This is a genomic window from Telluria sp. ZB4P36, from assembly GCF_059685865.1.
Genome location: NZ_JCASIE010000013.1, coordinates 1 through 11,980 on the forward strand (window position 1 = coordinate 1; position 11,980 = coordinate 11,980).

Consider the following 11,980-nt stretch of genomic DNA (forward strand, 5'->3'; position numbering starts at 1 on the left):
GCTTCCCAGGCTCGGCCGGGTGGCGCTGCGCGAGGCGCTGCGCTGGCCCGGCAGGATACTCGGCGCAAGTGTCGCGCGCGAGGCGGAATACTGGTTTCTCACCGTCCAGGTCGACGTGCCGGACCAGCAAGCGCGCCGTTCCCGGACCGCGGATGGGGTCATCGGCGTCGACCTGGGCGTGAGCAGCGCCGCGACCCTGTCGACCGGCGAGAAGATCGCCGCGCCGCGCCCCTTGAAGGCGGCGCTGCGGCGGGTACGCATCCGCAGTCGCCGCCTGTCGCGCAAGCTGAAAGCGGCCAAGGCCGCGGCCGGAATCAAAGGCCGGATCCCGAAGGACACGCGGCTGCCGGTGTCGAACAACCGGACCAGGGCAAGCAAGGCACTGGCGCGCCTGCACGCGCGCATCGCGCGGGTGCGCCACGATTTCCTCCACAAGCTCACTACCCGTCTCTGCCGCGAAAACCAAGCGGTCGTGATCGAGGACCTGAACGTGAAGGGCATGCTGGCCAACGTGCGCCTGTCGCGCGCGATCGCCGACGTCGGTTTCTACGAAATCCGGCGCCAGCTGCAATACAAGGCGCTGCGCTACGGCACGGAGCTGGTGCTGGCGGACCGCTGGTACCCGTCCAGCAAGCTGTGCTCCAGGTGTGGCGCGAAGAACGGCGGTCTCGCCCTGGGCCAGCGCAGCTGGACCTGCGGCGGGTGCGGCGCCGACCACGACCGCGACGTGAACGCCGCGATCAATCTGCAACGGCTCGCCACCGGCGCCCTCGCGGCGGCAAAGGCGCTACCCGTGGCAAGCCAGGCGGTAACGCCGGGCACTGCCGCCGGCCTGGTGCCGGCGGCAGGCGGGAAAGTCACGCCTGTCAGGCACGAGCCCGGTCAGCCGGACGGCTCGGGGCAGGAAGAGAACGGTGCACACTTTTGTCCACCTTTTCGATAGCAGCGGCGGCCGAACCGACAGGGACGGGCACGCTTGTGACAGAGCGAGCATTTCTACCCCCGGGCACTGTTACCATGCCTGATCAGTCAACGGGAGGAGGCCAGCAGTGTTCATCACATCATTCAGGCGGGATGCCATCAAGCGGTCCTGCGTCGCGCTGCTGCTGGGGGCATTGGCAAGTCCGCTCGGCCATGCCTGCTCTGTCCCTCCACGCGAACAGGTCGTGACACCGGAGGAGTTGCTTGCGTTCGCCACCGATGTCTCCGTCGCCAGGGTGGTCCGAGCGACTCCCACGCCGCTTCCCGCGTATGGCGGACGCCAGTCCGTCGAGTACGAGTTCGAGGTTCAGCAGCGCATCCTGGGGCCTGACGAACAAGGATTTGTCCTCATCGGCGCGAAAGGCGAGACGCGGCGCGCAGCTTCATCGAGCGACCATAGCGACCAGGCATTCTGGCAGCGCGGCGGTGGCCGCCTGCACAACGATTCCGATTGCGTCCTGCGGCCGAACTTCGTGGTCGGTGAACACTACCTGGTTTTCCGCGGCAAACCGGCCACCTGGCGCAGCTTCGAGCATATCGAGACCGTGCGCGGCCGGCCCAACCCGGATGACAAGTGGCTGTCGTATGTCGTGGAACAGCTGAAAGGCCGCCAGCAATAAGGTCCGCGTCAGCGGTCGATATACAGCTTGTCGGTCGCGGCTTTCAAGCCGGCCTGCGGCAGGAACTGATCCGAAATCGTCAGGATCGCGTGCAGGTTATTCCTCAGCTTCTCCAGTTCGATGTCGCCCGGTTTCAACGCCGTCTGCAGCAGGTGGATCGCCATGTCCGCCAGCAGCAGGCGCTGTTTCTCGCGCCAGGCTTCCGGATCGTCCCTGGTGGCCGGGTGGTGGAGGTAGCTGTCTTCCACGGCGCCATGGATCTCCCAAGCCATCCGCCTTAGTTCGTTTCTTCGATTGTCATTCATGTCGGCAATACGCTTGAGGACCAGGGCTTATTCTGGCTTAATCGGCAATGGCTGTACATAACAAGAGAAAAGAGACATGCGGCATACCATGCGCGAACCCTTGATCCTCGCGATCGACAACGGCACCCAGAGCGTACGCGCCATCCTGTTCGACCTGCAGGGCGGCATCGTCGCCAAGTCCCAGGTCGCGCTGCTGGACTACACGAGTGCGCATCCCGGCTGGGTCGAGCATGAACCCGAGGCCTTCTGGCAGGCGCTGTGCCAGGCGTGTCAAGCACTGTGGACCCAGCCTGGCGCCGAGCGCGCCCGGATTGCCGGCGTGGCGCTGACGACCCAGCGCGGCACCGTGATCAACCTCGACCGCGAGGGCAGGCCGCTGCGACCCGCCATCACCTGGCTGGACCAGCGCCGCACCGAGACCGTGCCGCCGATCGGCCCGCTGTGGCGCACCGCCTTCAGGCTGGCGCGGGTCGACGGCACCATCGATTACTTCCGCGGCGAAGCCGAGATCAACTGGATCCGCGCGCACCAGCCCGAGGTCTGGCAGGCGACCGATAAATTCCTGCTGCTGTCGGGCTACCTGAACTGGCGCCTGTGCGGGCGCTTCGCCGATTCGTCCGGCTCCCAGGTGGCTTATCTGCCTTTCGACTACCGCCGGCGCAGGTGGGCCGGCCGGCGCGACTGGAAGTGGCAGGCGCTGGCGGTGGAGCCGCACATGCTGCCCGATCTGCAGGAGCCGGGCACGCAGCTGGGCGTGATCGGCGCGCAGGCGGCGCTAGGGACCGGCATCCCGCAAGGCCTGCCGCTGCTGGCCGCCGCCGCCGACAAGGCCTGCGAAGTGATCGGCGCCGGCTGCAGCACGCCCCAGGTGGGCTGCCTGAGCTACGGCACCACGGCCACCATCAACACCACCACCACCCGCTACCTCGAGGTGACGCCCTTCGTGCCGCCGTATCCGGCGGCGATCCCCGGCGCCTACAGTACCGAAGTGCAGGTCTTCCGCGGCTACTGGATGGTCAACTGGTTCAAGGAGCAGTTCGGCCACCACGAGCAGTCGCGCGCGCTGCTGGAAGACGTGGCGCCCGAACGCCTGTTCGACGAGCTGGCGAACGCCGTGCCGCCCGGCTCGATGGGCCTGATGCTGCAGCCCTACTGGACGCCGGGCATCCGGGTGCCGGGGCGTGAGGCCAAGGGCGCCATCATCGGCTTCGGCGACGTGCACACGCGCGCCCACGTCTACCGCGCCATTCTGGAAGGCCTGGCCTATGCGCTGCGCGAGGGGAAGGAGCGGATCGAGCGGCGCGGCGGCGCCCGCATCACTGAACTGCGCGTGTCGGGCGGCGGCTCGCAGAGCGACGCGGCGATGCAGCTCACCGCCGACATCTTCGGCCTGCCGACCGCGCGCCCGCACGTGTACGAGACCTCGGGACTGGGCGCGGCGATCGACGCCGCCGTGGGGCTGGGCCTGTATCCGGATTTCGCGACGGCCATCAAGGCCATGACGCGGGTGGGCCGGGTGTTCGAGCCGATTGCGGCGAACCAGGCGGTCTACGACCGGCTGTACCGCGAGGTTTACCTGAAGATGTACCGCCGGCTGCAGCCGATGTACCGCGACATCGCCAGGATCACCGGCTACCCGCAGCGCTTCTAGCGCGCCAGCGCGCGCTGCATGGCGTCCCAGGTGTAGCCGCCTTCGACCGAGCGTACCTGGTTGCGCCCGGCCGCCTTGGCGTCGTACATGGCGCGGTCGGCGGCCAGGAACAGCGAGTGGATGTCGTCGAACTGGGTCGGCACGAAGGTGGCCGCGCCCACGCTGACGGTGACGAAGTCGGAGGTCGACGAGCGCGGATTCGGCACGCGCAGGCGTTCGATGTCGGCGCGGATCGATTCGGCGATCTTGGCCGCGCCCGGATGCGGGGTATCCGGCAGCAGCAGCACGAATTCTTCGCCGCCATAGCGCGCCGCCAGGTCGGTCGCGCGCAAGGCATGCGCCTGCAGCGAGCCCGCGACCGCCTGCAGGCAGACGTCGCCGGCCGCGTGGCCGAGCAGGTCGTTGTAGAGCTTGAAGTGGTCGACGTCGAGGACGAGCAGCGACAGCGGCCGCGCGGTGCGGATCGCGCGCTGCCATTCCTTCTCGAGGCAGGCGTCGAACTGGCGCCGGTTGGCGATCCCCGTCAGGGGGTCGGCCAGGGCCGCCTGCTGCAGGGCGGTTTCGGAGCGCTTGTGGTGGCTGATGTCGTGCAGCAGGGCGACATAGAGCTGTTCGCCCGCCGCCATCGGCGACAGGTTGAGGTCCATCGGGCGCAGGCTGCCGTCGGCTTGCTGCAGCAGCACCTCGCGCGTGCCGCGGCAGCGCTCCAGCAGGGCGGCGTCGCGCCGGTCGAAATAGGCGGCGTAGTCGTTCGCGGCAGGCTCCGCCAGCAGCGCAGCCAGGGGCCGGCCGGCCAGTTCGGTCTCCTTGCATCCCAGGAAGCGCTCGCTGGCCGGATTGGCATACTGGATACGTCCGTCCGCGCCGACAAGCATCAGGCCTTCGTCCATGCCTTCGACGATCATGCGCAGGCGGCGGGTCTGGCGTTTCTGGTGTTCGCTGCTGGACTGTGTCTGCAGCTGGGAGCGCACGCGCGCCCTGACTTCGGGCAGGCGCACGGGCTTCGAGATGTAGTCGACCGCGCCGTGGTCGAAGCCGGAGACGACATCGTCGGTGGTGCTGCAGCCGCTGATGAAGATGACGGGAATACCGGTCGTTTCCGGATGCGCCTTGATACGGCGGCAGGTTTCGAAACCGTCCATGCCCGGCATCAGGACGTCGAGCAGGATCAGGTCCGGCTGCACGCGCTCGGCCAGCTCGATGGCGCGCTTGCCCGAGTTGGCGACGAAGGTGTGATAGCCCTCGCTGCGCAGCATTTCGTTGAGCATGTCGAGACTGTCCGGCGCATCGTCGACGATCAGGATCGTCGTCTGGCGGACGGGCATCGAAAACGCTGGGCAAGGGGAATTCATACGATCGCTAAGTTGCCGAAAAGTAAGGCTGCGAACGATGATACTCCCATCGGCGTGACTTGTGGATACTATGTTGCCTAATATCCACTTGTCATGACAAAAAAGCAAAACCGCCGGGCAGGCCGGCGGTCTCGAGCAGATGTCAGGGACGGATTACAGCATGTCCTTGATCAGCTTGCCCAGGATGGCGATGCCTTCGCGGATGCGCTCCGGCGGCACGGTCACGAAGGACAGGCGCAGGGTGTTGCTGGCCGGCTCATTCGCATAGAACGGCGCGCCCGGCACGAAGGCCACGCGGGCCGCCAGCGACTGATCGAGCAGTTTCATGGCGTCGATGCTCTTCGGCAGGGTCACCCAGATGAACATGCCGCCTTCCGGCTTGGTCCAGGTCACGCTGCTCGGGAAGTGCTCGGTCATCGCGTCCAGCATCACCTGGCACTGGTCGCCGTACAGCTTGCGAATGGTCGGGATGTGCTGGTCGAGGAAGCCGTCCTTCACCACTTCGTGCACCACCATCTGGGTCAGCTGGGCGGTGTGCAGGTCGGCCGCCTGCTTGGCCAGCTCGAGGCGGCGCACCAGCGGCAGCGGGGCGCAGACGTAGCCGAGGCGGATGCCCGGGGTCAGCACCTTGGAGAAGGAACCCATGTAGATGACGCCGTCCGGGTTCATCGCGACCATCTTCGGCATCGGCTCGCCGCGGTAGGACAGGGCGCCGTAGGGATCGTCCTCGATCAGCGGCACGCCCAGGCGGGCGCAGGTTTCCACCAGTTCCTGGCGGCGTTCGAGCGACAGGCTGCGGCCGGTCGGGTTCTGGAAGTTCGGCAGCGAGTACAGCAGGCGCGCGCCCTTGGCCACGGCGTCGATCGAGCTTGGGACCAGGCCGTGCTCGTCGGTGTCGACCGACTTGAATTCGGGACGGTAAACCGAGAAGGCCTGCAGGGCGCCGAGGTAGCTCGGGGTCTCGACCAGCACACGGCTGCCTTCGTCGATCAGGACCTTGCCCAGCAGGTCGAGTGCCTGCTGCGAGCCCGAGGTCATCAGGATCTGTTCAGGCTGGATGCGGCTGCCTTCCGTGGAGAGCGAGTTGGCAATCCATTCCCGCAGCGGGCCATAGCCATCGGTCGGACCGTACTGCAGCGCGACCTTGCCGGCCTCGCTCAGGACCTTGTCGTACGCTTCTTTCATGCGCTCGACCGGGAAAGTGGCTGGCGACGGCAGGCCACCGGCGAAGGAGATGATCTCCGGACGCTGGGTGATCTTCAGGATTTCGCGGATGAACGAGCTTTGCAGCTGCTGCGCGCGCTCCGAAAACTGCCACTGGATGGGATTTGGATTCTCGATTTTCATGCTCTATCTCACAGGAAGGGACCGCACGGGTAGTGCCGGACCATTATAAGGCACGCGGGTAGGCGGCCTCGGGATGGACCGGGCCGGGTAGGCCCAGCCCGCGATCGGTATTAATTGAACAAATGTTTAGGCAACTTCAACGATCATTTCGATCTCGACGCAGGTGCCGCGCGGCAGCGAGGCGACGCCGAAGGCCGAACGGGCGTGCTTGCCGGCTTCGCCGAAGACTTCGCCGATCAGTTCCGAGCAGCCGTTGGTGACCAGGTGCTGCTCGTTGTATTCCGGGGTCGAGGCGACCAGGCTCATCACCTTGACGATGCGCTTGACGCGGGTCAGGTCGCCGCCGACGGCTTCCTGCAGGGTGCCGATCAGGTCGATCGCGACCGAGCGCGCAGCAAGCTGGCCGTCCGCGGTGGTCTTGTCCTTGCCCAGGATGCCGGTGTTCGGCGAACCGTCGGCGTTCTTGGCGATGTGGCCCGAGATGAACACGAGATTGCCGGTCTGTACGTACATGACGTAGGCGGCAGCCGGGGTGGCCGGTGCAGCCAGGGTGATGTTCAGTTCTTTGAGTTTGTCGTAGACGGACATAATTTTCATGACGTTGCGGTGAAAGAAGCCGGTATTGTACGTCCACCCGGCCGCCTGGAGCGTGTTTTTACTGCTGGCGTACCGCCATCCGGCGTCCGCCGAACACGACGGCGGCCACGGCCAGCGCGAAGGCGACGTTGGCCGGGGTCAGCGCCTCGCCCAGCAGCAGGCTGGCGCCGACCAGGCTCAGGAAGGGCTGCAGCAGCTGCACCTGGCCGACCCGCGCCACGCCGCCCAGGGCCAGGCCGCGGTACCAGAAGAAAAAGCCGATGAACATCGAAAAGGCGGTGACGTAGGCAAACGCCAGCCAGGAGCGGGCGCCGACCGCGCCCAGGGCCGGGACGCCGTAGCAGGCCAGGGCGGCCAGCACCGCCGGCGCCGCCAGCAGCAGGGCCCAGCAGATGGTTTCCGGCCCGCCCAGGCTGCGCGACAGGCGGCCGCCTTCGGCATAGCCGACCGCCGCCGCCATCACGGCGCCGAAGATCAGCAGGTCGGCCAGGTGCAGGCTGCCGCCGCCCTCGACCAGGGCGAAGGCGGCCACCAGGCCGGATCCCAGCAAGGCCATGCCCCAGAAGCCGCGCGAGGGCCGTTCGTAGCCGCGCAAGGCCGCGTACAGTGCGGTGACCAGCGGCAGCACGCCGACCAGCAGGGCGCCGTGCGAGGCCGGCACGCTGCGCAGGGCGATCGAGGTCAGCAGCGGGAAGCCGACGATGCAGCCGGCCGCCACCAGGGCCAGCGGAACCAGGGCGCTGCGCGGCGGCAGGGGTGCGCGGCGCCAGGCCAGCCAGCCAGCCGCCAGCAGGGCGGCCCCGAGTGCGCGGCCGAGCGCGACGAACACGGGGTCGAGCTCGGCGACGGCCATGCGGGTGAACGGGATGGTCAGGCTGAACATCGCCACGCCGAGCAGGCCGAGCAGCATGCCGCAGTTTTCGTCACGGACGGTGGTGGTTGAAACGGCTGCGGGGCTGGCGGTGCGCATGGAAATCCTTGTCGAAATGCTTGCGGCGGTCATGGAGTCAGGTCTATGCTAGCGCTGCGGACCAACACAGTCCCAGTACACTTCGACACTTAATTTCTTCACTGTGATGGTGACATGACCGATACGCCCATCCTGAACCTGGCGCGCGACGCCGGCGAGCCGCTGGCGGACCAGATCGTGCGTGCGCTGGCCGCGCGCATCGACGAGCGCCTGCTGCGCCCCGGCGCGCGGATGCCCTCGATTCGCCGCTTCGCGTCGAGCCACGGCGTGTCGCCGTTCACGGTCGTGGCCAGCTACGACCGGCTGGTGGCGCAGGGCTACCTCGATTCGCGGCGCGGCGCCGGCTTCTTCGTGCGGGAGCGGGTGCGGCCGCAATCCGGGGCCGATACCAGGGCGCCGGCGCCCAGTGCCGCGGCCACCCTCGACGTCGCCTGGCTGATCCGCAGCATGTTCCGCCAGGCCCCGCTCCAGCATTCGCCGGGGGCGGGCGTGCTGCCGGCCGACTGGCTCGACGGCCCCGCGGTAGCCAAGGCCCTGGCCGGCCTGAGCCGGCAGAACAGCGCAGGCTTCCTCGGTTACGGCGCGCCGCAGGGCTTCCTGCCGCTGCGCCAGCAGCTGCAACTGAAACTGGCCGAGTTCGAGATCGAGGCGCCGCCCGAGCAGATCGTGATGACCGTGGGCGTGACCCAGGCGCTCGACCTGGTCGCGCGCGAATTCTGCCGGCCGGGCGATACCATCCTGGTCGACGATCCGGCCTGGTTCCTGATGTTCGGCTCGTTCTCCGCGATGGGCCTGAACGTGGTCGGCGTGCGCCGTCTCGCCGACGGGCCCGACCTGGAGCAGCTGGCCGCGCTGGCGGCCCTGCACCGGCCCTGCCTGTACGTGGTCAATTCGGTGCTGCACAATCCGACCTCGACCTCGCTGTCGGCGGCCAAGGCCTTCCAGGTGCTGCGCCTGGCCGAGCAATTCGGCTTCACGGTGGTGGAAGACGACATCTATGCCGATCTCCACCCCGGGAATGCGACGCGCCTGGCCGCGCTGGACGGGCTGCGCCAGGTGATCTACCTGGGCGGCTTCTCCAAATCGATGGCCCCGAACCTGCGCGTCGGCTTCATCGCGGCATCCGGCGAACGGGCGCAGCGCCTGGCCGACCGCAAGATGCTGGCCACGCTGACCACCAGCGACATCGGCGAACGCGTGGTCTACAAGATCCTGTCCGAAGGCCTCTACCGCAAGCACCTGGACCGGGTGCGCAGCCGGCTCGACGCGGTGCGCCCGAAGGCGCTGCGCCAGCTGGAGGCGCTCGGCCTGCGGCCGGAACCGGCCCCGAGCGCCGGTATGTTCGTCTGGGTCGACGCCGGCCGCGACACCAACGTGGTGGCCGCACGGGCCATGCAGGACGACCTGCTGCTGGCGCCGGGCAGCCTGTTTTCGCCAAACCAGCTGCCGTCGACCCGCATGCGCCTGAACGTCGCGGCGCTGCAGGACGCGGCCACGATCCGCCTGCTTGAACGTGCCCTGGGGGCTTAGGCGCCCGGGCAGTTGCCAGGCATCGCCTTCGCCATCTCGTCCTGGATTTCCTGTGGCGTCATGTCGCGCAGGTGGGTGGCGATGGACCAGCGGTGGCCGAAGGGATCGACCAGCTGGCCGTAGCGGTCGCCCCAGAACGTATTGTCCAGCGGCATCAGCGGCTTGCCGCCGGCCGCCAGTGCGCGTTCCCAGACCGCGTCGGCATCAGGCACGTACAGGTGAATGACCACGGCCGAGCCCTGCAGGGCGAGCGGCCCGCGGCTGCCGTACTCGGGAAAGTCGTCGCACAGCATGAGCACCGAATCGCCGATGCGCAGGCTGGCATGCATGATCTTGCCGCCCGGGCCGGGCATGCGGTCGATTTCGACTGCGCCGAAGGCCTGGCGGTAAAAGTCGATGGCCTTGGCCGCGCCTTCGCAGACCAGGTGCGGGGTGACACTGTGGAAGCCTTCGGGGATGGGACGCACTGCCTGGTTCATGATCGATCTCCTGTATTCGTTGTGGGGTGCTGCTGTCAGGACGACGAACGGGGAGGCCCGGATTCGACAGGCGGCACAATAAAAAGTCCGGCCGCCGCGAATCTTGCCAAAAAGACCCTTGAAATCGGTCTGCCCACCCCTATATGCCTCCGAGTTGAACCACCCACCCATGTTTTTTACGAGGAACAAGATGGCAGTCGCCGAAAAAGAAACCCTTGGCTTCCAGGCAGAAGTAAAACAGCTGTTGCAGCTCATGATCCACTCCTTGTATTCGAACAAGGAGATCTTCCTGCGCGAACTGATCTCGAACGCTTCCGACGCGGCCGACAAGCTGCGCTTCGAGGCGATCAACAACGACGCCCTGTACGGCAACGACCATGAACTGAAGATCAAGGTCAGCTTCGACAAGGATGCGCGCACCCTCACGATTTCGGACAACGGCATCGGCATGAGCCGCGACGAAGTCATCTCGCACCTGGGCACCATCGCCAAGTCGGGCACCAAGGAATTCTTCAGCAAGCTGTCGGGCGACCAGCAGCAGGACGCGGCCCTGATCGGCCAGTTCGGCGTCGGCTTCTACTCGGCCTTCATCGTGGCCGACCGCGTGATCGTGAATACCCGCCGCGCCGGCGCCTTCGCCTCGGAAGGCGTGCGCTGGGAGTCGACCGGCGAGGGCGACTACAGCATCGAATCGATCGAGAAGCCGGGCCGCGGCACCGACGTGATCCTGCACCTGCGCGCCGGCGAGGAAGAGCTGCTGTCGTCCTGGAAGCTGAAATCGATCATCCGCAAGTATTCGGACCACATCTCGCTGCCGATCGTGATGCAGAAGGAAGAGTGGGACGAAGAGAAGAAGCAGACCGTGCTGAAGGACGAGTTCGAGACCGTCAACCAGGCCAGCGCGCTGTGGGCGCGCTCGAAGAGCGACATCACCGAAGAACAGTACAACGAGTTCTACAAGCACGTCTCGCACGACTTCCAGGAACCGCTGGCCTACACCCATAACCGGGTGGAAGGGCGCAGCGAGTACACCCAGCTGCTGTTCGTGCCGGCGCACGCGCCTTTCGACCTGTGGGACCGCAACAAGCGTGCCGGCATCAAGCTGTACGTCAAGCGCGTGTTCATCATGGACGACGCCGAGCAGCTGATGCCGACCTACCTGCGCTTCATCAAGGGCGTGATCGACTCGGCCGACCTGCCGCTCAACGTCTCGCGCGAGATCCTGCAGGAGTCGCGCGACGTGAAGGTGATCCGCGAAGGCTCGACCAAGCGCGTGCTGGGCATGCTGGAAGAGATGGCCAACTCGGAAGAGCAGGCCGGCAAGGACAAGTACGCCACCTTCTGGAAAGAGTTCGGCCAGGTGCTCAAGGAAGGCATCGGCGAGGACGCCACCAACAAGGACCGTATCGCCAAGCTGCTGCGCTTCGCCTCGACCGCCAATGAATCGGACGAGCAGACCGTGTCCTTCGAGGACTACGTCAAGCGCATGAAGGAAGGCCAGGACAAGATCTACTACGTCACCGCCGACAGCTTCAGCGCCGCGAAGAACAGCCCGCACCTGGAGATCTTCCGCAAGAAGGGCGTCGAAGTGCTCCTGATGACGGACCGCGTCGACGAGTGGATGCTGTCCTTCCTGAGCGAGTTCGAGGGCAAGGAACTGGTGTCGGTCGCCAAGGGCGGCCTGGACCTGGGTGCGCTCGAGGACGAAGCCGAGAAGAAGGAGCACCTTGAGGTCGAAGCCGGCTACAAGGAACTGGTCGAGAAGATGAAGGGCGCGCTGGGCGAGAAGGCCAAGGACGTGCGCGTCAGCTTCCGCCTGACCGATTCGCCGGCCTGCCTGGTCGCGGACGAGAACGAATTGTCGGGCAACCTGCTGCGCATGCTGAAGGCGGCCGGCCAGAATGCGCCGGAATCCAAGCCCATCCTCGAGATCAACCCGAACCACCCGCTGGTGACGCGCCTGAAGTACGAGGATGCGGACGGTGGCCGCTTCGCCGACTGGTCGCACATCCTGTTCGACCAGGCCATGCTGGCCGAGGGCGGGAGCCTGAGCGATCCGGCCGCGTTCGTGAAGCGCCTGAACGAGATGCTGCTCGCGACCGCCAAGTAGCGAAGTAAGTAAATGAGCGACCGGGGCCTGTGCCCCGG

Annotated in this window: 11 protein-coding genes; 5 read left to right on the forward strand and 6 right to left on the reverse strand. The window is 66.6% G+C overall.

Translation table 11 applies throughout. The features are described from left to right. Together AC56LK_RS16625 and AC56LK_RS16630 are read left to right on the forward strand one after the other, a co-directional pair. On the forward strand, window positions 1-943 hold a 943-nt coding region (locus AC56LK_RS16625), incomplete at its 5' end, for an RNA-guided endonuclease InsQ/TnpB family protein (protein WP_497185605.1). Between the two features lie 106 nt (window positions 944-1,049). After that, entirely contained in the window at window positions 1,050-1,601 is a 552-nt protein-coding gene (locus AC56LK_RS16630) for a hypothetical protein (protein WP_497185606.1), read from the forward strand. A gap of 8 nt (window positions 1,602-1,609) precedes the next feature. On the opposite strand, the gene AC56LK_RS16635 is transcribed toward AC56LK_RS16630, so the two are convergent. Then, window positions 1,610-1,873, reverse strand: coding sequence for a hypothetical protein (locus tag AC56LK_RS16635; protein ID WP_497185607.1), 264 nt, complete (start codon window positions 1,871-1,873; stop codon window positions 1,610-1,612). A 109-nt stretch (window positions 1,874-1,982) separates the two neighbouring features. On the opposite strand from AC56LK_RS16635, the gene AC56LK_RS16640 reads away from it, so the two are divergent. Beyond that, window positions 1,983-3,557, forward strand: coding sequence for an FGGY-family carbohydrate kinase (locus AC56LK_RS16640; RefSeq protein WP_497185608.1), 1,575 nt, complete (start codon window positions 1,983-1,985; stop codon window positions 3,555-3,557). On the opposite strand, the gene AC56LK_RS16645 is transcribed toward AC56LK_RS16640, so the two are convergent. From AC56LK_RS16645 to AC56LK_RS16660, 4 genes are all read right to left on the reverse strand, one after another. Then, on the reverse strand, window positions 3,554-4,882 hold the full coding sequence (locus tag AC56LK_RS16645; protein ID WP_497185609.1) for a diguanylate cyclase: 1,329 nt from the start codon (window positions 4,880-4,882) through the stop codon (window positions 3,554-3,556). The two genes, AC56LK_RS16640 and AC56LK_RS16645, sit on opposite strands and share 4 nt — an antisense overlap. A gap of 180 nt (window positions 4,883-5,062) precedes the next feature. Further along, window positions 5,063-6,256 carry an aminotransferase-like domain-containing protein gene (locus tag AC56LK_RS16650; protein WP_497185610.1) on the reverse strand — a complete coding sequence of 398 codons (1,194 nt, stop codon included), beginning with the start codon at window positions 6,254-6,256 and terminating at the stop codon, window positions 5,063-5,065. 126 nt (window positions 6,257-6,382) lie between these two features. After that, window positions 6,383-6,844, reverse strand: a complete 462-nt coding sequence (locus AC56LK_RS16655; protein WP_497185736.1) for a RidA family protein — start codon at window positions 6,842-6,844, stop codon at window positions 6,383-6,385. A 67-nt stretch (window positions 6,845-6,911) separates the two neighbouring features. Beyond that, complete coding sequence (locus AC56LK_RS16660) at window positions 6,912-7,823, reverse strand: DMT family transporter (protein WP_497185611.1); 912 nt, start codon at window positions 7,821-7,823, stop codon at window positions 6,912-6,914. A gap of 114 nt (window positions 7,824-7,937) precedes the next feature. Here AC56LK_RS16660 and AC56LK_RS16665 point away from each other — a divergent pair, with 114 nt between their 5' ends. Beyond that, window positions 7,938-9,353, forward strand: a complete 1,416-nt coding sequence (locus tag AC56LK_RS16665; RefSeq protein ID WP_497185612.1) for an aminotransferase-like domain-containing protein — start codon at window positions 7,938-7,940, stop codon at window positions 9,351-9,353. Here the strand turns inward: AC56LK_RS16665 and AC56LK_RS16670 are convergent. Next, the gene (locus AC56LK_RS16670) at window positions 9,350-9,832 is read right to left on the reverse strand and encodes a VOC family protein (RefSeq protein WP_497185613.1); all 483 of its coding nucleotides are present in this window, start codon (window positions 9,830-9,832) and stop codon (window positions 9,350-9,352) included. The genes AC56LK_RS16665 and AC56LK_RS16670 overlap by 4 nt on opposite strands. Before the next feature lie 190 nt (window positions 9,833-10,022). On the opposite strand from AC56LK_RS16670, the gene htpG reads away from it, so the two are divergent. Then, complete coding sequence (gene htpG, locus AC56LK_RS16675) at window positions 10,023-11,942, forward strand: molecular chaperone HtpG (protein WP_497185614.1); 1,920 nt, start codon at window positions 10,023-10,025, stop codon at window positions 11,940-11,942. Window positions 11,943-11,980: the final 38 nt, after the last annotated feature.

What these genes read in the sequence shown, in the direction of transcription:
- htpG (WP_497185614.1), top strand. Translation starts at nt 10,023, where the DNA reads ATGGCAGTCGCCGAAAAAGAAACCCTTGGCTTCCAGGCAGAAGTAAAA.
- AC56LK_RS16645 (WP_497185609.1), bottom strand. Translation starts at nt 4,882, where the DNA reads ATGCCCGTCCGCCAGACGACGATCCTGATCGTCGACGATGCGCCGGAC.
- AC56LK_RS16660 (WP_497185611.1), bottom strand. Translation starts at nt 7,823, where the DNA reads ATGCGCACCGCCAGCCCCGCAGCCGTTTCAACCACCACCGTCCGTGAC.
- AC56LK_RS16655 (WP_497185736.1), bottom strand. Translation starts at nt 6,844, where the DNA reads ATGTCCGTCTACGACAAACTCAAAGAACTGAACATCACCCTGGCTGCA.
- AC56LK_RS16640 (WP_497185608.1), top strand. Translation starts at nt 1,983, where the DNA reads ATGCGGCATACCATGCGCGAACCCTTGATCCTCGCGATCGACAACGGC.
- AC56LK_RS16650 (WP_497185610.1), bottom strand. Translation starts at nt 6,256, where the DNA reads ATGAAAATCGAGAATCCAAATCCCATCCAGTGGCAGTTTTCGGAGCGC.
- AC56LK_RS16670 (WP_497185613.1), bottom strand. Translation starts at nt 9,832, where the DNA reads ATGAACCAGGCAGTGCGTCCCATCCCCGAAGGCTTCCACAGTGTCACC.
- AC56LK_RS16635 (WP_497185607.1), bottom strand. Translation starts at nt 1,873, where the DNA reads ATGGCTTGGGAGATCCATGGCGCCGTGGAAGACAGCTACCTCCACCAC.
- AC56LK_RS16665 (WP_497185612.1), top strand. Translation starts at nt 7,938, where the DNA reads ATGACCGATACGCCCATCCTGAACCTGGCGCGCGACGCCGGCGAGCCG.